This window comes from Limnobaculum eriocheiris, assembly GCF_021010575.1.
GTDB lineage: Bacteria > Pseudomonadota > Gammaproteobacteria > Enterobacterales > Enterobacteriaceae > Limnobaculum > Limnobaculum eriocheiris.
In genome coordinates, this window is record NZ_JAJNAG010000032.1 from 1 (window position 1) to 20,563 (window position 20,563).

Annotated in this window: 25 protein-coding genes; 9 read left to right on the forward strand and 16 right to left on the reverse strand. The window is 44.4% G+C overall.

Going from position 1 to position 20,563, the window contains the following annotated elements; genetic code table 11:
• Nucleotides 1–111: IS1 family transposase (locus tag LPW36_RS12680; protein WP_230607651.1), on the forward strand; the 111-nt coding region annotated here is incomplete at its 5' end.
• Here the strand turns inward: LPW36_RS12680 and LPW36_RS17865 are convergent.
• The 4 genes from LPW36_RS17865 to LPW36_RS12700 form a co-directional block, all read right to left on the reverse strand.
• Entirely contained in the window at nucleotides 108–893 is a 786-nt protein-coding gene (locus LPW36_RS17865) for a recombinase family protein (protein WP_230610150.1), read from the reverse strand. The two genes, LPW36_RS12680 and LPW36_RS17865, sit on opposite strands and share 4 nt — an antisense overlap.
• A gap of 218 nt (nucleotides 894–1,111) precedes the next feature.
• Nucleotides 1,112–2,572, reverse strand: coding sequence for an AMP nucleosidase (locus tag LPW36_RS12690; RefSeq protein WP_230610152.1), 1,461 nt, complete (start codon nucleotides 2,570–2,572; stop codon nucleotides 1,112–1,114).
• A 162-nt stretch (nucleotides 2,573–2,734) separates the two neighbouring features.
• Nucleotides 2,735–3,256, reverse strand: a complete 522-nt coding sequence (locus LPW36_RS12695; RefSeq protein ID WP_230610154.1) for an RrF2 family transcriptional regulator — start codon at nucleotides 3,254–3,256, stop codon at nucleotides 2,735–2,737.
• Between the two features lie 71 nt (nucleotides 3,257–3,327).
• On the reverse strand, nucleotides 3,328–3,996 hold the full coding sequence (locus LPW36_RS12700; protein WP_230610156.1) for an FMN-dependent NADH-azoreductase: 669 nt from the start codon (nucleotides 3,994–3,996) through the stop codon (nucleotides 3,328–3,330).
• Between the two features lie 237 nt (nucleotides 3,997–4,233).
• On the opposite strand from LPW36_RS12700, the gene LPW36_RS12705 reads away from it, so the two are divergent.
• From LPW36_RS12705 to yidA, 4 genes are all read left to right on the forward strand, one after another.
• A complete protein-coding gene (locus LPW36_RS12705; protein ID WP_230610158.1) occupies nucleotides 4,234–4,575 on the forward strand; it encodes a metalloregulator ArsR/SmtB family transcription factor in 342 nt (113 codons plus the stop codon).
• 78 nt (nucleotides 4,576–4,653) lie between these two features.
• Nucleotides 4,654–5,943, forward strand: a complete 1,290-nt coding sequence (locus tag LPW36_RS12710) for an arsenic transporter (RefSeq protein WP_230610159.1) — start codon at nucleotides 4,654–4,656, stop codon at nucleotides 5,941–5,943.
• Nucleotides 5,944–5,946: 3 nt separating this feature from the next.
• Entirely contained in the window at nucleotides 5,947–6,375 is a 429-nt protein-coding gene (gene arsC, locus LPW36_RS12715; RefSeq protein WP_230610160.1) for a glutaredoxin-dependent arsenate reductase, read from the forward strand.
• A gap of 62 nt (nucleotides 6,376–6,437) precedes the next feature.
• On the forward strand, nucleotides 6,438–7,247 hold the full coding sequence (yidA, locus tag LPW36_RS12720; protein ID WP_230610161.1) for a sugar-phosphatase: 810 nt from the start codon (nucleotides 6,438–6,440) through the stop codon (nucleotides 7,245–7,247).
• A 51-nt stretch (nucleotides 7,248–7,298) separates the two neighbouring features.
• On the opposite strand, the gene LPW36_RS12725 is transcribed toward yidA, so the two are convergent.
• From LPW36_RS12725 to LPW36_RS12775, 11 genes are all read right to left on the reverse strand, one after another.
• Nucleotides 7,299–7,625: an NUDIX hydrolase gene (locus tag LPW36_RS12725; RefSeq protein ID WP_230610163.1), complete on the reverse strand. Its 327-nt coding sequence runs from the start codon at nucleotides 7,623–7,625 to the stop codon at nucleotides 7,299–7,301.
• Between the two features lie 84 nt (nucleotides 7,626–7,709).
• A complete protein-coding gene (gene fghA / locus LPW36_RS12730; protein WP_230610165.1) occupies nucleotides 7,710–8,552 on the reverse strand; it encodes an S-formylglutathione hydrolase in 843 nt (280 codons plus the stop codon).
• A gap of 69 nt (nucleotides 8,553–8,621) precedes the next feature.
• Nucleotides 8,622–9,740 (reverse strand): S-(hydroxymethyl)glutathione dehydrogenase/class III alcohol dehydrogenase, encoded by a 1,119-nt coding sequence (locus LPW36_RS12735; RefSeq protein ID WP_230610167.1) that lies wholly within the window; start codon nucleotides 9,738–9,740, stop codon nucleotides 8,622–8,624.
• A 61-nt stretch (nucleotides 9,741–9,801) separates the two neighbouring features.
• Nucleotides 9,802–10,077: a metal/formaldehyde-sensitive transcriptional repressor gene (locus LPW36_RS12740; RefSeq protein WP_230610169.1), complete on the reverse strand. Its 276-nt coding sequence runs from the start codon at nucleotides 10,075–10,077 to the stop codon at nucleotides 9,802–9,804.
• A 140-nt stretch (nucleotides 10,078–10,217) separates the two neighbouring features.
• The gene (gene panD / locus LPW36_RS12745) at nucleotides 10,218–10,610 is read right to left on the reverse strand and encodes an aspartate 1-decarboxylase (RefSeq protein WP_230610170.1); all 393 of its coding nucleotides are present in this window, start codon (nucleotides 10,608–10,610) and stop codon (nucleotides 10,218–10,220) included.
• Between the two features lie 13 nt (nucleotides 10,611–10,623).
• Complete coding sequence (gene panC, locus LPW36_RS12750) at nucleotides 10,624–11,472, reverse strand: pantoate--beta-alanine ligase (protein ID WP_230610171.1); 849 nt, start codon at nucleotides 11,470–11,472, stop codon at nucleotides 10,624–10,626.
• A gap of 23 nt (nucleotides 11,473–11,495) precedes the next feature.
• Entirely contained in the window at nucleotides 11,496–12,341 is an 846-nt protein-coding gene (gene panB / locus LPW36_RS12755; RefSeq protein WP_230610172.1) for a 3-methyl-2-oxobutanoate hydroxymethyltransferase, read from the reverse strand.
• Nucleotides 12,338–13,180 carry a Rossmann-like and DUF2520 domain-containing protein gene (locus LPW36_RS12760; RefSeq protein ID WP_230610173.1) on the reverse strand — a complete coding sequence of 281 codons (843 nt, stop codon included), beginning with the start codon at nucleotides 13,178–13,180 and terminating at the stop codon, nucleotides 12,338–12,340. The genes panB and LPW36_RS12760 overlap by 4 nt, the downstream gene beginning before the upstream one ends.
• Nucleotides 13,181–13,229: 49 nt before the next feature.
• The gene (locus LPW36_RS12765; RefSeq protein WP_230610175.1) at nucleotides 13,230–13,994 is read right to left on the reverse strand and encodes a TIGR03915 family putative DNA repair protein; all 765 of its coding nucleotides are present in this window, start codon (nucleotides 13,992–13,994) and stop codon (nucleotides 13,230–13,232) included.
• Between the two features lie 9 nt (nucleotides 13,995–14,003).
• Entirely contained in the window at nucleotides 14,004–15,266 is a 1,263-nt protein-coding gene (locus tag LPW36_RS12770; protein ID WP_230610177.1) for a putative DNA modification/repair radical SAM protein, read from the reverse strand.
• Between the two features lie 189 nt (nucleotides 15,267–15,455).
• Complete coding sequence (locus LPW36_RS12775; protein ID WP_230610179.1) at nucleotides 15,456–15,884, reverse strand: universal stress protein; 429 nt, start codon at nucleotides 15,882–15,884, stop codon at nucleotides 15,456–15,458.
• A gap of 332 nt (nucleotides 15,885–16,216) precedes the next feature.
• On the opposite strand from LPW36_RS12775, the gene ivbL reads away from it, so the two are divergent.
• The 3 genes from ivbL to ilvN all read left to right on the forward strand — a co-directional run bounded on the left by ivbL (nucleotide 16,217) and on the right by ilvN (nucleotide 18,416).
• A complete protein-coding gene (gene ivbL / locus LPW36_RS12780; RefSeq protein WP_108899406.1) occupies nucleotides 16,217–16,312 on the forward strand; it encodes an ilvB operon leader peptide IvbL in 96 nt (31 codons plus the stop codon).
• A 113-nt stretch (nucleotides 16,313–16,425) separates the two neighbouring features.
• Nucleotides 16,426–18,120: an acetolactate synthase large subunit gene (gene ilvB / locus LPW36_RS12785; protein WP_230610180.1), complete on the forward strand. Its 1,695-nt coding sequence runs from the start codon at nucleotides 16,426–16,428 to the stop codon at nucleotides 18,118–18,120.
• Between the two features lie 2 nt (nucleotides 18,121–18,122).
• Complete coding sequence (ilvN, locus tag LPW36_RS12790; protein WP_230610182.1) at nucleotides 18,123–18,416, forward strand: acetolactate synthase small subunit; 294 nt, start codon at nucleotides 18,123–18,125, stop codon at nucleotides 18,414–18,416.
• Nucleotides 18,417–18,518: 102 nt separating this feature from the next.
• Here the strand turns inward: ilvN and LPW36_RS17995 are convergent, their stop codons facing one another.
• Nucleotides 18,519–18,632: a LuxR C-terminal-related transcriptional regulator gene (locus tag LPW36_RS17995; RefSeq protein ID WP_420844780.1), complete on the reverse strand. Its 114-nt coding sequence runs from the start codon at nucleotides 18,630–18,632 to the stop codon at nucleotides 18,519–18,521.
• A gap of 377 nt (nucleotides 18,633–19,009) precedes the next feature.
• Between LPW36_RS17995 and dcuC the strand changes: the two genes are divergently transcribed.
• The gene (dcuC, locus tag LPW36_RS12795) at nucleotides 19,010–20,428 is read left to right on the forward strand and encodes an anaerobic C4-dicarboxylate transporter DcuC (protein WP_230610207.1); all 1,419 of its coding nucleotides are present in this window, start codon (nucleotides 19,010–19,012) and stop codon (nucleotides 20,426–20,428) included.
• Nucleotides 20,429–20,563 lie beyond the last annotated feature (135 nt).

A 20,563-nucleotide genomic window follows, 5' to 3' on the forward strand; every position in this document is an offset into this window, starting at 1 on the left:
TTGCGAACCCATCTTAAACGGTTGACCCGCAAGACTATCTGCTTCTCAAAGTCAGAAGAAATGCACGATAAGATCATCGGATGGTATCTGACGATCAATCATTACCACTAAATCTGCGTCACGACCACCTTTGGAAAATAATTAGATATTAAATCGACAGGGACAAATTTGTCATCGATGTACTGATACATCTTATAGTCACCACATAAAGCTGGATTAGATAGCACTTTTCTAATTGTTGTATGGCTCCACCCTTTTCCTTTAGGAGATGATATTTTTCGGTCATTTAATATTTTAGCAATTAATCGAGCACCCATACCCTGCTGCCGTAATTCAATTATCTCTTTTATTAAGTTTTTATCATCATCACTTTTGAAATCATACTTTTTATGTTCATTATCATATTTCAACCAAAAAGGCAGATTTTTAGGTAATGCAGTTCCTTGCTTAGCCTTTTCCCGAGCTCTTGCCTTTGCATCCTTTATAAGCTTGGCTTTCCGAAGTGATTCTTTATATGCAAGCTCAGCAGCAAGAGCAATGGTAATGATACTATCCAAACGATTCAGACTATCTTCAGTTAAAACAACACCCGATAGCGTTTTTGCATCATCTCCAACAAATGCAATGTTGATACCTTTCTCTAATATTTGACTAAGTATCTTTTGAGTTTCTTGAATCCCCTTACGACTAAGACGATCAATAGCTTCAATCAAAATATATGAACCTTCAGGGATTCTTCCTGAATTTATCGCTTCTATCATGTCATCAAAGCCATCACGCTTTTTATTTTTGTAAGCGCTAATACCAAGATCGCAAAAATTCTCGTTAGAAAGCGTTAAACTATTTTCTTCACAATATTTTCTACCCGCCTCTAACTGGCGTTCAACTGACACACCACTAACTGGCGTTCAACTGACACACCACGAGCCTGACTACTTTTTGAGAACCGAACATATGAGAATGCCAATGTCATAATTTAATTATCCTTTTACAATCAACATAATAATTACATTATTTTTCTATAAAAGAAACAGATTTAAAGGATTGTTTGCTACCCAATAAAATGCGCGGTAACTATTGGTGGCATTGACCAGCAATAGTTACCGCAGAGTTACCGGAATGGCGGCTCGTTAAATGTGCGTAGCTTACGGGAGTGGAGCTTATCGCCTTCCGCCCGTAGTAAATCGATGGTACGAATACCGATTTGCAAATGTTCGGATATTGCCCCTTCATAGAAATGGTTCGCCTGCCCCGGTAGTTTAATCTCCCCGTGCAGTGGCTTATCAGAAACACATAACAGCGTGCCATAAGGCACCCGAAAGCGATAACCCTGAGCAGCGATAGTCGCGCTCTCCATATCAACCGCAACCGCCCGACTTAAGTTAAAACGTCGTGCAGACACGGAAAAACGTAGCTCCCAGTTACGGTCATCGGTAGTGACAACAGTACCGGTCCTTAACCGCAGTTTAACCTCTTCTCCCGGCATTCCACTGACCACTTTAGTGGCGTCATACAGGGCGCGTTGTACTTCAGCAATGCTGGGGATTGGGATATCTGGTGGTAATACCGCATCCAGAACGTGGTCATCACGTAAATAAGCATGGGCTAACACATAATCACCAATTCGCTGGCTTTCACGCAGGCCGCCACAATGACCAATCATCAGCCATGCATGAGGACGTAACACCGCCAGATGATCGCAAATGGTTTTGGCGTTAGAAGGCCCTACGCCAATATTTACCAACGTAATTCCCTGCCCGGAGGAGGAAATAAGATGGTAAGCCGGCATTTGATACTTTTTCCATGCCAGATCTGATGCCGTTCTCTGCGGATCGGCATTCTCTGCCGTGATATAGCTGCCACCGGCGCACGACAGAGCCTGATAAGGGCTGGATGGATCCAGTATCTGTTTACAGGCCCAACTGATGAATTCATCCACATAGCGACTGTAGTTGGTAAACAGAACATAAGGCTGAACATGTTCAACCGGGGTTCCTGTATAGTGTTTAAGTCGCGCTAAAGAGAAATCGGTACGTAGTGCATCAAAATGGGAGAGCGGGAAAGTATCTCCGGCACTCGCCAGACCGTCAGTAATATCATCACCAATTTTAGCTAGGTCGGTGGTAGGAAAATGCTGCACGATGCCCGCCGTCATGGTACGGTCCAGCATCAGATCGGAGCCATCAATAACAAATGGATAAGGTATCTCTTGCTGTGACGGTGTCACTTCAAAAATTGCACCGTAATCATGCTCCAGCAATCCTAATTGCTCAGTCAGATAGTGACGAAACAGATCCGGGCGGGTAATCGTCGTGGTGTATTGTCCCGGATGAGCAAAGCGCCCGTAAGCGCGGGTACGCAAATGTTCCTGAAATTTTCCGTCCCAACAGACCCGCAGTTGGGGGTAGGAAAATAGCCCCTTTTCTCTGGCCTTAGTATCCGGCAAAGTTCCCTGCTGAATAAAGGCCGCGAGAGCGCTGCGCAGCGCGCTTAAAGCAGATTCATATTGTTGTTCTAGCTTATCAATGGCTTCAGAGGCTGTAAGACGGGTATTAAATGGTTGCTGATTCAAGAGAGCTCCTTCAAGGGCAAATGGAGACAGTCACTAAATTAGTGGGTTGTGGTAATAATAGAATAGCTTATCCGTCAGTGGAAGTTTTTGATAAATAAGCGCTGTGGTAAATTTTCCACTGCGCAGCGATGTTAAAAATTTAGCACCAGAGAAGGACAGAAATTATTCAGATGAAACGCGGTGATTTGAAGGTCGGGATTCAAACCACTGTAAGATTTGTTGATTAAACTCGGCTGGCGCTTTTTTGTTGGTTGACGCAGAGAGACTCGCCAGCGTGTGCTGAGAGAAAACCTGTCGCATAGCCTGCTCCGCGTCTAGCATAATACGATGAATTGAACATACACCTTCAGTTGCCCACTGGGGCGCTTGCCGATCGAACACGGCACAGCGTTCACGAATCTCTTTGCACTCAAATAACGCTTTATCGCCATCAACGGCTTCAATCACATCCTTAACCGAGATAGACTCAGGGGAACGAGCCAGATGAAAGCCCCCTCTGGCCCCTTCTGTTGAGTTCACAATGCCGGACTTTTTTAATCTGGTAAAAATCTTGGCTAAAAAGTCGACGGGAACTCCCTGTAATTCAGCTAAATCACGCACGTTTGCTTCTTTAACGCCGTCACGCTGGCTGATATACAGCAAACAATGTAGTGCATACTCAACCCCCGAACTGACAAACGCCATGATGCCTCCCGAATTATTTAAAGTGTTATTACTACACTAAAGTCTACCGCAGAACGCTTTGGGTGTCCTGTTTATACCGCCATTTCTGGCTGACTGCATTTAACCTGATTAGCAGCCCATTGTGCAGCCAACTGGTCCAGATCGTTATGAGCACGTACTAATGCGGCTTCACGCGCCTCGGCGGCGGTAAATTGTAGCGGTTGAACATCAACAAACTGCGGCGCTTCTACACCAATAAAAGCGAAAGCCGCCTTAAGTACCGGCGTCATGGCATCCATATGGCTGTAAGGAGAACCCTGACGTAGATCTGCACCACGGGTAGTAATAAACAGCACTTTCTTATCGCCCAGTTTACCCACGGTAGAACCATCTGGCAGTAAATCATAAGTCACATTGGTACGGGTAATGGCATCAATAAAGGTTTTAAATGTTGATGGAATGGTCCAGTTATACATTGGCATAGCACATACCAGTACATCAGCATCCATAACTCGCTGGCACATGGCATCAGACGGCGCTAATACTTCACGCATTCTCTCAGTACGCTCTTCTTCCGGCGTATAGGTTGCTTGCACAAATTCGGCGGAAACGTGCGGCTGAACGTCTTCGGTTACGTCAAGATAATCAATTTCGAACTCAACACCATAACTCTTTAACTGCTGAAGAAAATAGCGACCCAGAGCGCGTGAGTTAGATTTATTGTGGAATTTTGAGCTCGCATCAATATGTAAAATTTTCATTGGTGTTCCATATGGTTAATTGAAAATGAATGTCGAAAAATAACTACGACTAATTTTATCGTAGTTAAAATATTCCTTTTTATATTTTTCAGCAAGCGGAATTTTTTCTGATTCAAATCCAAAGCTGGGGTAGCTCGCATTAATTCCAATACATATGTATATCCAGATGTATTTAGTTTGACTCTATCATTTATCACCGTATGATAATGTCTGATTTGCACCTACCGGGTATTCATTATGGGACCATTAGCACCACTTCAACTATTTAAAACATTGTCCGATGAAACGCGTCTGACTATCGTATTATTATTGAAAGATTCCCATGAACTCTGCGTTTGTGAATTATGTGAAATCCTTAAGTTACCTCAACCTAAGATATCCAGGCATCTGGCAATGCTCAGAGAAAACGGCATTTTGCTCGATCGCCGTGAAGGAAAATGGATCCACTATCGCCTTTCACCCAATATCCCCTTATGGGCAGGCAATATTATTGAACAAGCTTACAGTAGCGAGCTTAACCAAATTAAAGTGCTCATTTTTTCTGCATCAACAGAGAATAAACAGACCCGTTGTCGATAAAATTTTTTATTCTTACATATTCGTTTTTTCATATATTTAAGCAAAGCTAAAATACGAATAATACTTATGGAGGTTTTAATGTGGCTGGCGTTTAGTATTTTTCTGCTCACTATTATTCTGGTTATCTGGCAGCCCAAAGGATTAGGTATTGGCTGGAGTGCCTCATTTGGTGCCCTTCTGGCGCTGGTTACCGGGGTAGTTCATCTGGGGGACATTCCTGTCGTCTGGAATATTGTCTGGAACGCTACTGCCGCCTTTATTGCTGTAATTATTATCAGCCTGTTGTTGGACGAGTCAGGCTTTTTTGAATGGGCGGCATTACATGTTGCCCGTTGGGGAAATGGTAACGGTAAGCGGCTTTTTACCTACATTATTCTCTTAGGGGCCGCCGTCGCTGCGCTGTTTGCTAATGATGGTGCTGCCTTAATATTAACGCCAATTGTCATTGCGATGCTTCTGGCATTAGGATTCAGCCGGGGTGCTACACTGGCATTTGTGATGGCTGCCGGGTTTATTGCAGATACCGCCAGCCTGCCTTTAGTCGTATCAAACCTGGTTAATATCGTATCAGCCGATTACTTTCATATTGGCTTCGGCGATTATGCCGCCATCATGGTTCCGGTTAATATCGTGGCCATTCTGGCTACATTGGTTATGCTTCACCTCTTTTTTGCCAAATCAATACCAACCCGCTATGACATGAAATTATTGAAGTTACCCGAAGACGCAATACGGGACCGGAAAACCTTTAAAGCCGGGTGGTTAATTTTGCTTCTATTACTGGTTGGGTTTTTTGGCCTGAATCATTTAGGTATCCCTGTCAGCCTGGTTGCAGCGGCAGGTGCTATCACACTCTGGCTTATCGCGCGGCAAAGCCGAATTATTGATACCGGTAAGGTGATTCGTGGTGCACCATGGCAAATTGTTATCTTTTCATTAGGTATGTATCTGGTGGTTTATGGCTTACGTAATGCCGGGCTTACCCACTATATTTCTCAACTTTTAAATCTGTTGGCCGGACAGGGGTTGTGGGCTGCCACACTGGGTACCGGTTTGTTAACTGCTCTGATGTCGGCCATCATGAATAACATGCCAACCGTGCTGGTCGGTGCGCTTTCAATTGAAGGTAGCTCGGCAACTGGCGTAATCAAACAGGCAATGATTTATGCTAATGTTATCGGCTGCGATCTTGGCCCCAAAATTACCCCGATTGGCAGTCTGGCTACCCTGCTCTGGCTACATGTGTTAGCACAAAAAAATCTCACTATTACCTGGGGTTATTATTTCCGGATTGGTATCATTATGACGTTGCCCGTTCTTCTGATAACGTTATTGGCACTGGCAATTCGCCTCTCATTTTTGGTGTAAATTATGCGAAAAATTACTATTTATCATAACCCTGCTTGTGGAACCTCGCGTAACACGCTGGCATTAATCCGTAATAGTGGTGTTGAACCAACGATTATTTACTATCTGGAAAATCCACCTAATCGCATTGAGTTAGTTCGTATAATCGAAGAACTTCAAATGTCTCCCCGGGAGCTATTGCGTAAAAACGTTGAGCCTTATGAAACATTAGATTTAGCGCAAGGGCACTGGAGCGATAGCCAACTTATTGATTTTATGCTGCAATACCCCATTCTGATTAACCGTCCAATAGTGATTACCGAGCTGGGCACTAAACTTTGTCGCCCTTCTGAAGTGGTACTGGAAATATTACCGGATCGCCAGTCAGGTGCCTTTGTCAAAGAAGATGGTGAACAGATAATCGATGAACAGGGTAATCGGATTATCAAGTAACAATATTTATTAGCAATCAGTCTTTTTCGCTAATTTTTCAGCCCATTGTGTAAGGGAGCGTCATGACCATAAAGTTAATCGCCATCGATTTAGATGACACACTGCTTCAGGATGATAAAACCATCTCTCCCGCTGTAAAACTGGCGGTGAGTCAGGCTCAATCTCAGGGAGTTCATATTGTTTTAGCTTCAGGGCGCCCTTACAGCGGAATGCGGGGATACATTGAAGAGCTGGGGCTGAATAAAGCGGGCTGTTACTGTATTTCTTATAACGGTGGATTAGTACAGCATGCAGGCAGCGGTGAAGTGATTAAGCAAACCCTGCTTACTATTGAAGATTATAACCATGTTAGCGCCCTGTCCTTACATCTTAATATTCACTTTCACGCCTTAACTTACGATGCTCTCTATACGCCAAATCGGGATATCAGTCCTTATACCGTAAGGGAAGCTTTTCTCAGTCATGTTCCGTTAATTTACTGCCCAATTGACGAAATGAAAGCTGACCTGATGTTCCCCAAAATGATGTTTATTGATCATCCAAAGGTTCTCGATGAGGCAATACAAGAGATCCCTGCCAGTTACCATGATAAGTACACGCTGGTAAAAAGCTCGCCTTTCTTTCTTGAAGTGCTGCATAAGGATGTTGATAAAGGGGCTGCGGTTAAATTTTTATCTCAACAGCTCAATATTCTGCAATCAGAAGTGATGTGCATTGGCGACCACCATAATGATCTACCCATGATTCAATATGCCGGCATTGGGGTTGCGATGGGAAATGCCTCTGACGAAATTAAGCAACATGCCCAGTTTGTTACCTGTACCAACCAACAGGATGGTGTGGCATTTGCTATCGAGAAGTTTTTGGTATAACCGCCAGCATACTTATCCAGGGGAAATCATTGCGCAATTTCCCCTCGTTAATCAATCAAATACCGGCTGCCAGTTTTCAGGGTGATATGCCTTAAAACACAGCGCAATTTGCTGTGCCGTGGTTTTATCTTCTGAGAGTTCGGGGAGTTGCTCCAGGCTAAACCAGCCGCTTTCTAAGGTTTCGCTGTTAGCAATAAACTGACCGCCAATCACTTCACACTGAACAAAAGCTTTGCAAATACCATAGGCATAAATTGGTGTGTTGTGATTATTACGATCCTGTAGCGCAATCAGTCGGGTAGTAATAACATCCAATCCTGCCTCTTCTTTCACCTCTTTTACCGTATTAACCCGGATAGACTGATTACATCCACCCATCCTCCCGGTCAAAACCAGTAACGGCGATTATCCGGCGCAGTTACCGCCGCCGGATAGATATTAGTTACAGCGTCACCATCAGGCCTACTGTAAATATTTCATATGAAACTCAAGGTGTTGCTCAATAAAACTGGCGATAAAATAGTAACTGTGATCGTAGCCTTGCTGCATACGCAAGGTTAATGGATAGTTATTCCCGGCAGCAATTCGGGTTAAACGTTCTGGCTGCAACTGTTTGCCAAGAAAGCTATCGTTATCGCCTTGATCTACTAACATGGGAATCATTTTTCCCTGATAGTTTTTTAGCAGTTCACAGCTATCCCATTGCAGCCAGTTCTGGCGATCCTCTCCCAGATAGGCCTGAAATGCATTTTGTCCCCAGGGAACCTCTGTTGGATTGACGATAGGTGAAAACGCCGATACCGAGCAAAAACGTTCCGGATTACGTAGAGCCATCACTAAAGCTCCATGCCCTCCCATAGAGTGACCCGAGATTGCCTGAAGCCCGTTAAAACCCAACTGACTGCTCAATATTTGGGGAAGCTCATCCCTCAAATAATCATACATGCGGTAGTGTTCAGCCCAGGGTTGCTGGCTGGCATTCAGATAAAATCCGGCTCCCTGACCTAAATCCCACTGGCTGACATCTGCTACTGCTTCGCCTCTGGGGCTGGTATCTGGCATTATTATCGCCATACCTAATCGGGCGGCAATGCGTTGCGCTCCCGCTTTGGTTGTGAGGTTTTCATCATTACAGGTTAGCCCTGACAGCCACCATAATAGCGGTGGTGATGGCCAGCGCGACGGGTCAGGAACAAACAGGCTGAAGGTCATGGCACAACCCAGGGTGGATGAATAGTGACGATAGCGCCGCTGATTGCCATCAAACACCTTATGTTGCTCAATAAGCTCTAATTCATTCTGCATTGAAAGGTTCCTTTGAATAATTTAGTGATACAGGAACAGAACGCGGGGATAAACCCGCGCAGATAATCACTATTTATCGCCAAAGTGAATAACGGTACGAATAGATTTACCTTCATGCATCAGATCAAAGGCCTGATTAATCTCTTCCAGCGGTAAAGTATGGGTAATGAATGGATCGAGCTGAATATCTCCCTTCATTGCCTGTTCCACCATGCCGGGCAGTTGGCTACGCCCTTTTACACCACCAAAGGCAGAGCCGCGCCATACGCGTCCGGTAACCAGTTGGAATGGGCGTGTGCGAATCTCCTGACCGGCACCGGCTACGCCGATAATCACACTTTCTCCCCAACCTTTATGGCAACACTCCAGCGCTGAACGCATTACATCGACATTACCGATACATTCGAAGCTGTAATCCACACCGCCATCGGTCATTTCGACAATAACATCCTGAATGGGCTTATCGTAATCTTTAGGATTGATACAGTCTGTTGCACCCATTTCTTTTGCCAGTTTAAATTTGTCCTGATTGATATCAATGGCAATAATCCGACCGGCCTTCGCCTGTACTGCCCCCTGAATAGCAGCCAGACCGATTCCACCTAAACCAAAGATAGCGACCGTATCTCCGGCTTTAACTTTGGCGGTATTATGAACCGCCCCAATGCCAGTGGTTACGCCACAGCCCAACAGACAAACTTTCTCCAGCGGTGCTTCAGGATTGATTTTTGCCAGAGAGATTTCCGCCACTACCGTGTATTCACTGAATGTACTGGTGCCCATATAGTGATAAATAGGCTGACCGTTGTAGAAGAATCGGGTGGTGCCATCAGGCATTAAGCCTTTGCCCTGAGTGGCACGTACTGCCTGACACAGATTAGTTTTGCCTGACTTACAGAACTTACATTCACCACATTCTGCGGTATAGAGCGGGATAACATGATCTCCGGGTTTTAATGAGGTGACACCGTCACCAACCTCAACCACGATACCACCGCCTTCATGGCCTAATACCGCAGGAAAAACCCCTTCCGGATCGTCACCGGATAGCGTAAAAGCATCGGTATGGCATACACCAGTATGGGTGATACGCACTAACACTTCGCCTTTCTTTGGTGGAGCAACATCAATTTCAACGATCTGTAACGGTTTTCCGGCTTCAAAAGCCACGGCAGCACGAGATTTCATAAGGTTTCTCCATCAACATTTATTTGCAACCAGCCGTATCAGACTGATTGGGTAGCAATAGTTACTTCAGATAGGAATGAATAAGGCCCGCGAGTTCATCAACTTTAGCGGATTGCACTGTGTCAGAAGGAAGTATATCCCGCAGTTCATCACGCAGATGGGTCTCTAAAATATCGTTCATTAATCCATTGGCCGCACCGCGGAATGAGGCGATTTGCTGTAGCAGCAGTTGGCACTCTTGACCGGATTCCAGCGCCTTTTCTAACGCTTCCACCTGCCCTTTAATTTTACGTACCCTGGTGAGGATTCGTTTTTTATCAGCGTCCAATTTTGGCATGTCGTGCCCTCTATATAGTATAGGGGGGTATACTATATAAATATAATTAAATGAACAAACTGCACAGATAACAATAGAGTGATTAATAACGGAAACGTTGACAGGTTGTGGCCTGAATATTCAGGCCACATGCAGAGAAATTACGCCAGATCTTCTAAACGACCATGCTTTTCATAACGGGAAATTCGGATAACGCCATTATCATCATCAACAAACACCACTTTAGGCTGATGAGTCTTTGCCTCTTCCGGCGTAAGCTGGACATAACACATGATAATGACCTTATCACCCACTTGCACATGGCGGGCAGCGGCACCATTAAGGCAAATCAGGCCACTGCCTCTTTTTCCGGCAATGGTGTAAGTCTCAAATCGACTACCGTTATTAATATTTACAATCTGGACTTTTTCATATTCCAGAATGCCTGAGGCATCTAACAGATCCTGATCGACAGTAATGCTGCCGATATAGTCCAGTTCAGCCTGAATCACGGTCGCCCGATGGATCTTGCTTTTTAACATGGTTAATTCCATGACTGCCTCCTATTTAAATATCAAACACAAAGTTATCAATTAAGCGCGTGTTACCAATATAAACCGCCATGGCACACAGAATCGGTGCATCAATCGTTTCAACCGGCGTCAACTTATCGGCATCAACAATAGAGATATAGTCAATTTTGGCCATTGGTTCCTGCAAAATGCAGCTCTCCATTTGAGAGATAACCACCGAACACTGTTTTTCCCCCTGCTGCATCAGCTTACAACCCAGTTGAATGGCACGATACAGACAAAGAGCCGCCTGACGCTGTTCTGCATTCAAATAACTATTACGCGAACTTTTAGCCAGACCATCATGTTCACGAATAATTGGACAGCCAACGACCTGAACATCAATATTCAGATCTTTGACCATTTGACGAATTACCGCCAGTTGCTGGGCATCTTTTTGTCCAAAATAGGCGCGATCGGGCTGAACTATGTTGAACAGTTTGCTCACTACCGTACACACACCGCGAAAATGAATTGGCCGACTGCGGCCACACAGTTCTTCCGTCAGACCGGCCATATCCACAAAACTGTAAAAACCCGCGGAATACATCTCTTCAGCTTCTGGATGAAAAATCAGATCCACGCCAGCCTGCTGACAAAGCAAACTGTCTTTATCAAGATCCCGAGGGTAACTGGCTAAATCTTCCGTTGGCCCAAACTGCATTGGATTAACAAAGATGGAAGTAACTACTTTGTCATTCTCTGCTTTTGCCTGAGCCATAAGGCTTTGGTGGCCTTCATGCAGATACCCCATGGTAGGCACCAGACCAACCTGTAGCCCCGCCTTTTTCCATGCTTTAACCGTTTCCCTTACTTGCTGAATGGTTTTGACTATCTGAACCAAAGTTTCTCTCCTGTTGATACCCGTTATGCGCGGGAAAACTCACGCTGAAGTTTTGCCATAATTGCATCATCGATACGGAAAATATGTTCTTCCGCCGGAAAACTGCCTGCTTTAGTTTCCCGAATATAGCTTTCAAAACCATTTTTCATCTGTTCGCCAACGTTATTAAACTGTTTGGCAAACTTTGGCGTAATTCCACCATATAATCCCAACATGTCCTGATAAACCAGCACCTGACCATCACAGCCGGCTCCGGCACCAATACCAATGGTTGGAATAGTCAGGCATTCTGAAATCAAAACGGCCAACGCCGCAGGGACACACTCCAACACCACCGCAAATGCGCCAGCTTGTTCAACAGCCAATGCTGAATTGATAATTCTGCGCGCCGCTTCTTCACCACGCCCCTGCACTTTAAAACCACCAAATGCATTCACCGACTGTGGTGTTAATCCTAAATGTCCCATCACCGGAATAGCAGCCTGAGTGATAGCTTTAATCTGTGGGCAAACCTCTTCACCCCCTTCCAGCTTAACCGCCTGTGCCTGCCCCTCTTTTACCAGTCGACCGGCGTTATACAGTGCATCCTGTACAGAGATCTGGTAGGACATAAATGGCATATCGGTTACCACTAAGGCTCGTCTGGCCGCTCTGGCAACCGCTTTGCTGTGATGGATCATATCTTCCATTGTCACTGCCAGCGTGTCTTCATAACCCAGCATAACCATACCCAGAGAGTCACCCACCAATAGCGCATTAATACCCGAATCATCCATCAGTTTAGCGGTTGAAAAGTCATAGGCCGTTAACATGGTGATTTTGTCGCGACTGATTTTTTGCTGTTGTAAGGTCACAACGGTGTTTTTCACTGTTTTAACTCCGCTTCAATTAATGAATAATCCCTGTCCGGATTTTTTTGTTTGGCCACCTCCAGTAAAACCTGAGATAAGCCAATATAAATACGGCGTTCCTGTTCACCTAACGCCCCAATATGTTGGCGAATAGTGATAACATCGCCTCTTTCCAGCGGCCCGGTTAATGCGTTGACCATGCCGGACGAACAGATATTTTCAGCGTTGCCAAGAAATAACGCCTTCCAGGCTTGTTCGGAAAACGCCCGATCAAATCCACACTGTTGGAAAATATCGTCACCTATTTTAGTCAAACCAATCACTAAATTGCTAACCATAACCGATGCGGCGTGATACAACGCTTTGTTTTCTGCATTCATGGTTCTTACTGAATTGCCCAAAGATTCAATAAGCGTTGTTATTTTTATCAGATTAGCCTGGCTACCTTCAACGGTAAAATAGACTGAAGCTAAAGCTTCTACAGAATGAAATCTGTCATGAATAGCATAAATAGGATGAATGGAATATCCGCAGGCACCATATTGCTCAATATCATCAAATACCGCAGATGATAACGCCCCACTACAATGACAGATGTTTTTTCCTGCGATGGGATACTGTTTTAACTCTTGCCAAAGTGTTGTAATTATCCTGTCCGGCACAGTTAAAAACAGCGTATCGCAAGCCTGAAGTAAAGGGAAAAGTTGACTAAAAAACTGACTGCCAGTGTACCTTGCCGCAGCCCGGGCATCATCCGGATTGCGGCTATAATAACCAACAAGGTTAATACCCTGATTAGCAAAATATTTGCCTAAGGCAAAGCCGACTTTTCCGGCTCCGATAAACCCTATCTTCAAAATCGCCTCGCCTGACAATCTGTCTGTTTACAAGGCCTATACCATAGCGTTAATTTTGCATTTCCGGTAGTAAATGCCAAAAACGTGCGGGCATATGTTGGCGTTGTTGGCGCTTATTGATTCTTTCCCTGATGGTTATTGCTTTGAAATAGTTTCGCCACAGAATTTGAAATTGCTGTTCATCTTCCGCTAATAAGGTTGGGTTAATTTTTCCATCAATCAGGGTATTTTCATCTGGTAAAATTATTTCTTCAACCCGTTGCAAATTATAATAAAAACCATATCCACGTCGGATGTCATACAATGCCCAATGCTGATCGGCAAAACGGTCAATAAAGTGACTGAGGGCTAATGGCAATGTATTGTAGTCTGGAGCCACCGGAGCAAAAAAGATGTTTTCTTTAGTTTTTTGAAAACGCACAAACTCGATTAAATACATGGTGTCTTTACTCACCTTTTTGGCCAGTTTTAGCATAGCCATCACATTTTCATCAGCAAAGTGTGTTTCAATCGAAAAGGGAGAATCTACCACTTTACAAATATAACGAAATATCAGCCAGTCGGCTTCTGGCTGTTCTGATTGCCATACGTGGTGGATATGATTTAACGCCTGTTTAGATAATTTCTTGCGCAGTACTGCCCACACCCGGTCTGATTTATTCGGGTCAGTAACTGTCGTATGCGCCCTCTCCATAAACATCGGTTCAACATCGCCTTCGGCTAATAGTGCCTGCGGAAAATGTTTAATCTTATAGGCATCAAATACCACGCTTAACAGGCCATCAAAAGTTTTGTCATAGTAGAAAATAGACATTGCTATACCCTAATCGCTAAAACCGAATGAGAGCTGTTGCTGTGCAGGTGATGGCAATGATGGCGTATCTTTCAGCACGTTTTTGACATATTCCGGTGTTGCTTCATGAATGGTGTAATGTGGCAGTTCATTATTGGTAATAAAATACCGGGCTCGTTTTAACACCACGCCGATCTTCTTTAATCCATTCAAGTTCAGCCGCCCATGTTTTTGGGCCACTATAATCATTTTTGCCGACTTCACCCCCACGCCAGGAATGCGCAGAATAGTGGCATAATCAGCCGTATTCACATCCACCGGAAAGCGTTCCGGATGACGGATTGCCCAGGCCAGTTTCGGATCCATATCCAAATCGAGGTAAGGACTTTTATCATCCAGAATCTCACTGGCATTAAACTGATAAAAGCGCATTAACCAGTCCGCCTGATACAGCCGATTCTCTCGTTTCAGGCAGGGATCTTTCACGACCGGTAAACGTTTATCATAGGTATTTACCGGAATATATCCGGAATAATAAACGCGTTTCATACTTTGACGCTGATACAGCGCAGATGACAGGTGCAGAATATCTTTATCATTATCTTTGGCTGCACCAACAATAATTTGTGTACTCTGTCCTGCTGGCGCAAAGCGGGGAGCTGAAGGGAACTTGCGCCGATCCTCCAGGCTCTGCACCATACCCTGCTGGATATAGTGCATAGGTTTATACACACTTTGATGATCTTTTTCCGGCGCTAACAATTTCAGATCCTGTTCCAGAGGAATCTCCAGATTCACACTCAGGCGATCGGCATACAATCCCGCCTGATGCACCAGTTCCTGACTGGCACCCGGAATAGTTTTCATATGGATATAGCCGTTAAAGTGGTGAACCCTGCGTAAATCTTTCACTACCCGTAGCATTTTCTCCATAGTGTGGTCAGGGCTTTTTATCACTCCGGAGCTAAGAAACAGGCCTTCAATATAGTTGCGCCGATAGAACTCAATAGTCAGTTCCGCCAGCTCTCCCGGCGTAAATGCTACCCGTTCAATATCGTTACTGCGGCGGTTAACGCAATAAGCACAATCAAACAGGCAAAAATTAGTCAGCAATATTTTAAGCAAGGATACGCAGCGGCCATCTTCAGTAAAACTGTGACAAATTCCCCAGCCGCTGGTGCTACCGGTCATGCCAGTTTTATTGCGTCGAGTGGTTCCACTGGACGAACAGGAGACGTCGTATTTCGCTGACTCCGCCAATATAGTCAGCTTGTGAAGTATGCTCTCTTTCATATTGCTCTCCGGTGCTATCATTTATTGTTAATATACTGTATAAACACACAGTAATCAATATTTGATAATCATCGAAACAGCAGAAATCAGCGTAGTATGCCGATTTTATTGATTTATCAGCAATTCAAATGAAATGAATGTGTGTGATGAGCTATCATTCGATAGCCCATCACAAAATGATAAACAACGCTACCTTACGATAAGCACTGATGTAGTGGCGTAACGTACAATACTGGAAGCATTAGAACCTAATAAATGTGTTTTAATATTAGGCCGTTTCGAACCGATAACAATCAAGTCCGCACCAATCTGTCCGGTGATCTCGACTATTTCATCTCTGACCGATCCAAAACTCATTGAATAAGAGATACGATCTTTAGGCAAGTCGATAGTTGCTGCTATTTCTTCCAGTTTTTTCCTGGCTTTAACTGCTGCTTTATCTTGCAGTTCCATATAGCCTAATTCATAAGAGTTGATGATGGATGTTGACATGGGAAATACATGAAGCAGCCGGATTTTACCCTCTGACTGTTTCGCCAAATGTACCGCATATTCCAATGCCTTGCGGGTTAATTCGTCTTCCATGATATCTACGGGTACTAAAATAGATTTGTACATGTTGCACGCTCCTATTTTTGTATACCTGGATCATCTTTTTAAGTATATCGGAGAAATGAATAATCTGTTGTGAGCAGGTTAACTTATTGAACTATCGATGCATGAAACCAGTTTGTACAAAAAGCAGACAACTCAAAAGATGGCCTGAAACGTCCACCATTAGCGCCTTTCGACCTTGTTTCTCAAATCTGAAGCGGCATATCATAAAGTGATTAACCTCTCATTTTTTGTGAATGAATAAAAAAATTTATCAAACCGGGTTGTGCATGTTTCAGCGCTGTGCTTTTATTAGTGGTACTGACATTTTATACATTGATAAGGTAAACCCTGTGATGCCATCTCAATTCACTTCGACTCTCCTCCTTACCGCGCAACCTGCCGCGGTGGTCGTTGTGCGTGTGGTGGTGGTCGTCGGCAGTGCGCCGTAACGGGTCCTAATCAACGTAACGATTTCGAAACCCCGCCGGCGCAAACCGGGCGGGGTTTCTGCTTTATAGACCCCCTGCCTCGAGTGCCCGGCCTAACACAAAGGAAAAAGATTATGGCCACTTCGGGTATGCCACATCAACGAACCCGTTTTACGGGTGCTGAATTAATTGTTTATTTACTGGAACGTCAAGGGATCACGACGGTCGCAGGCATTCCTGGAGGTGCAGCTTTACCACTGTATGATGCATTAGGACAGAGCACCATTATTCATCATGTTCTGGCACGTCATGAACAAGGTGCCGGATTTATCGCTCAGGGAATGGCTCGTTCTACCGGTAAAGCGGCGGTTTGTATCTCATCCAGCGGCCCTGGTGCCACCAATCTGGTTACCGCCATCGCCGATGCCAAATTAGATTCTGTTCCGCTAGTCTGTATTACCGGTCAGGTTGCTTCCGGTATGATCGGTACTGATGCATTTCAGGAAGTGGATACCTACGGTATTTCGATTCCTATCACTAAACATAACTATCTGGTGCGGGATATTAGTGAGCTGCCTAAGATTATGTGCGATGCATTTCGCATTGCTGAATCGGGCCGCCCGGGCCCGGTATGGATTGATATTCCTAAAGATGTTCAAACCGCCACTATCGAGTTAAATGAACTGCCACCAATTCCGGTACCCGATAAACCCCCAGTATTTGATACCGCGTTGGTCACTCAAGCCGCAGAAATGATTAATCAGGCTAAACGACCTGTGTTGTATCTGGGGGGCGGGATCATTTGTGCCGATGCTCATAAACAGGCAATAGCGTTGGCGGAACGCGCTAACTTACCCACCACCATGACCTTAATGGCGTTGGGTACTCTGCCTGCTGAACATCCGTTATCTCTGGGTATGCTGGGAATGCATGCCAATCGTAGTACCAACCTGATTTTACAAGAGTCTGATCTGCTGATTGTTATGGGAGCCCGTTTTGACGATCGCGCCATTGGTAAAGCTGAACAGTTCTGCCCTAATGCCAAAATTATTCATGTCGATATCGACCGTGCTGAATTGAGTAAAATTCGCCAGCCACAAATTGCCATTCATGCAGATGTTGGCCAGGTTTTACAACAACTATTACCTCAAATCACTGCCCAACCTCGCACCGAATGGATTGATGAGGTTAATCAGTTCCGCCAACAGTATCCGGTTCAAATGCCGGACGCGGATAACCCATTAAGCCATTATGGGCTGGTACTGGCGGCTGCCCGGGCGGTAGATTGTGAAGCGGTTATCACAACCGATGTAGGCCAGCATCAAATGTGGGTTGCTCAGGCTTATCCTTTGTGTCGTCATCGTCAGTGGTTAACATCTGGTGGTTTAGGCACCATGGGCTTTGGCTTACCCGCCGCAATCGGTGCCGCGCTGGCAGAGCGTAGTCGTAAGGTTTTATGCTTTTCAGGTGACGGCAGCCTGATGATGAATATTCAGGAAATGGCAACGGCGGTTGAGCATAATCTGGATGTGAAAATTATTCTGATGAACAATCAGGCATTAGGGCTGGTTCATCAGCAACAAACGCTGTTTTATCAAGAGCGTATCTTTGCTGTGGCTTATCCTTACCATACCGATTTTATTAAAATTGCCGCCGGGTTTGGCATGGATACCTGCGATTTAAACGCTGAACAAGATCCGGAGGCCGCATTGGCAGCAGCGATTCGCCGCCCTGGCCCTTGCCTGATTCACGCACTAATAGATATTAACCAGAAAGTTTTCCCGATGGTGCCACCGGGTGCCGCTAACATTGAAATGGTTGGAGCTTAATTATGCCTACTGAACAGTCTCAACAACATCAAATCGCTTTAGAGCTCATTGTTCGCAACCACCCGGGCGTTATGTCACATATTTGTGGCCTGTTTGCCCGTCGGGCGTTTAACGTAGAAGGCATTCTTTGTATGCCATTAAAAGGTGATACCCAAAGCCGTATCTGGCTTTTAGTACAAAAAGACCAACGTCTGTCTCAAATGGTCAGCCAGGTAGAAAAACTGGAAGACGTTCAACAGGTCAAATACAGTGAAGACCTGAGCGTATTCGACCAACTAAGAAATTTTATACAGTAATATGACGGGATTTCTGTGGGGGTAAACCCGATTACCCTCACAGAAATATGAAACCCGATGCCGGTTTCATGATAATTATCCGGGTAAACCACAAAGTTTATATCAATCCATTGAATTTTTAATATTCAATTTATACATAATATTATATCGGTGAACGCTCACGGTTTTCATACTAATATTAATTTTATCGCCGATATCTTTATTATTCATAACCATTTGATATATTAAAATATTTTATATTATATTATTGGATAATGAGCCAATTCCTTTCACTTCATCATCATAAAGGTTGTATTTAGGAATACACTGAAATCCATCAATCACCGACAAAATCATGTTATAGCGGGTAAGAGTAAAAACTAATCACACACAAATAGGTAGCAATACAAACTAAAATAATCAAAAAAAGCAGTCAATGCCCCCGCTCATTTCCCTACACCCAGTTCATTCCCATGAAGTTCAAGATATTGATCACATTATTCATCCAATCAATGCACCACATTTGTTAAATCTGTATAGTAGCCATCATTTTTTTGCACAGAAGACATTTATTGTGTTGCTGTTTTATGTGCCTCATCTTGGAGAAAAATATGATGGATGTTCCATATACGGTAAACCTGTTGATCGGTGCTATTGTCGCCGTTGCTGTGGGTTACTACATTATTAAAGGGTACTCTGCTACCGGTGTACTGTTAATTGGCGGTCTGTTATTACTGCTTATTAGCATTGGCTTTGGTCGCCCTATTCTGGCAGAAAAGGCCTCTACCGGATTTTTGCTAACGGACGTTTTTGAATTTATGAAAACCCTGTTAAGTAATCGGGCCGCTGACCTTGGCATGATGATTATGATTTTGTGTGGCTTTGCTGCTTATATGACGCATATAGGTGCAAACGATATGGTGGTCAAACTGGCTTCCCATCCACTCAAGTATATTAATTCCCCTTATATACTGATGATTGCCGCCTATTTTGTCGCTTGTCTGATGTCACTGGCGGTATCATCCGCGACCGGGCTTGGGGTGCTATTGATGGCTACCCTGTTTCCGCTAATGGTAAACGTAGGAATAAGCCGTGGCGCCGCAACCGCTATTTGTGCTTCCCCAGCTGCTATTATTTTATCACCGACTTCCGGTGATGTGATTGTCGCTGCCGAAGCCTCTAAAATGGGCGGGGATAAGCTGATTGAGTTTGCATTCCATACTACATTACCTATTTCGATTATTGCTATTATTGCCATCGCTATTACTCATTTCTTTTGGCAGCGTTATCTGGATAAGAAAGAGAACATCGTCAACGAAAAGCTGGATGTCTCACAAATTAAAACCCACGCACCTGTGGCCTACGCCATTTTGCCATTCCTGCCGATTATTGGTGTATTGGTCTTCTCCGGTAAAATCAGCTTACCGTTCACCAATGAACAAGGCGTGGCCCACGTTATTCCTAACCTGAACATTATCACCATCATTATTATCTGCATGGTGTTAACGGCGATTATTGAATTTTTACGTACCTTCAGTGCTAAGAAGATGTTTGCCGGTTTAGACTCTGCCTATCAGGCAATGGGTGATGCATTTGTTACTGTTGTTATGTTGTTAGTTGCTGCCGGTATTTTTGCTCAGGGTTTAAGCTCTATCGGGTTTATTGCTGGTTTGATTCAGTTAGCTGAATCTTCTGGCGGCGGCGCGATGATCATGATGCTGGTTCTGGTGATTATTACAATGCTGGCAGCAATGGCAACAGGTTCTGGTAACGCACCATTTTATGCCTTTGTGGAATTTATTCCTAAACTGGCTGACCAAATGGGAATCAACCCGGCGTATCTGGTTATTCCTATGCTACAGGCATCAAATATTGGGCGTTCTATGTCTCCGGTATCCGGTGTAGTCGTTGCCACCTCAGGGATGGCGAAGATATCACCGTTTGAAGTGGTTAAACGTACTTCCGTTCCAATGATTGTTGGGATTGTGGTTGTGATTATCGCCTCTCACTTTAGAGTACCACTTCATCTGTAGTCCCTTCACTGCTATCGCCGATCCCATTCGGCGATAGTAAACTTAGCGCTTCTGTTTACATCTGATTAATACCGCACATTTGGTCAAAGAATAATCATAATGAAATAATTAGCTCAGGTTATTGATTAACCAATT

What these genes read in the sequence shown, in the direction of transcription:
- yidA (WP_230610161.1), top strand. Translation starts at nt 6,438, where the DNA reads ATGACCATAAAGTTAATCGCCATCGATTTAGATGACACACTGCTTCAG.
- dcuC (WP_230610207.1), top strand. Translation starts at nt 19,010, where the DNA reads ATGGATGTTCCATATACGGTAAACCTGTTGATCGGTGCTATTGTCGCC.
- LPW36_RS12770 (WP_230610177.1), bottom strand. Translation starts at nt 15,266, where the DNA reads ATGAAAGAGAGCATACTTCACAAGCTGACTATATTGGCGGAGTCAGCG.
- fghA (WP_230610165.1), bottom strand. Translation starts at nt 8,552, where the DNA reads ATGCAGAATGAATTAGAGCTTATTGAGCAACATAAGGTGTTTGATGGC.
- LPW36_RS12740 (WP_230610169.1), bottom strand. Translation starts at nt 10,077, where the DNA reads ATGCCAAAATTGGACGCTGATAAAAAACGAATCCTCACCAGGGTACGT.
- LPW36_RS12695 (WP_230610154.1), bottom strand. Translation starts at nt 3,256, where the DNA reads ATGGCGTTTGTCAGTTCGGGGGTTGAGTATGCACTACATTGTTTGCTG.
- LPW36_RS12775 (WP_230610179.1), bottom strand. Translation starts at nt 15,884, where the DNA reads ATGTACAAATCTATTTTAGTACCCGTAGATATCATGGAAGACGAATTA.
- LPW36_RS17995 (WP_420844780.1), bottom strand. Translation starts at nt 18,632, where the DNA reads ATGGTTATGAATAATAAAGATATCGGCGATAAAATTAATATTAGTATG.
- ivbL (WP_108899406.1), top strand. Translation starts at nt 16,217, where the DNA reads ATGCCATCTCAATTCACTTCGACTCTCCTCCTTACCGCGCAACCTGCC.
- ilvN (WP_230610182.1), top strand. Translation starts at nt 18,123, where the DNA reads ATGCCTACTGAACAGTCTCAACAACATCAAATCGCTTTAGAGCTCATT.
- LPW36_RS12725 (WP_230610163.1), bottom strand. Translation starts at nt 7,625, where the DNA reads ATGGGTGGATGTAATCAGTCTATCCGGGTTAATACGGTAAAAGAGGTG.
- LPW36_RS12705 (WP_230610158.1), top strand. Translation starts at nt 4,234, where the DNA reads ATGGGACCATTAGCACCACTTCAACTATTTAAAACATTGTCCGATGAA.
- LPW36_RS12735 (WP_230610167.1), bottom strand. Translation starts at nt 9,740, where the DNA reads ATGAAATCTCGTGCTGCCGTGGCTTTTGAAGCCGGAAAACCGTTACAG.
- LPW36_RS12700 (WP_230610156.1), bottom strand. Translation starts at nt 3,996, where the DNA reads ATGAAAATTTTACATATTGATGCGAGCTCAAAATTCCACAATAAATCT.
- arsC (WP_230610160.1), top strand. Translation starts at nt 5,947, where the DNA reads ATGCGAAAAATTACTATTTATCATAACCCTGCTTGTGGAACCTCGCGT.
- LPW36_RS12765 (WP_230610175.1), bottom strand. Translation starts at nt 13,994, where the DNA reads ATGTCTATTTTCTACTATGACAAAACTTTTGATGGCCTGTTAAGCGTG.
- panD (WP_230610170.1), bottom strand. Translation starts at nt 10,610, where the DNA reads ATGGAATTAACCATGTTAAAAAGCAAGATCCATCGGGCGACCGTGATT.
- ilvB (WP_230610180.1), top strand. Translation starts at nt 16,426, where the DNA reads ATGGCCACTTCGGGTATGCCACATCAACGAACCCGTTTTACGGGTGCT.
- LPW36_RS12710 (WP_230610159.1), top strand. Translation starts at nt 4,654, where the DNA reads ATGTGGCTGGCGTTTAGTATTTTTCTGCTCACTATTATTCTGGTTATC.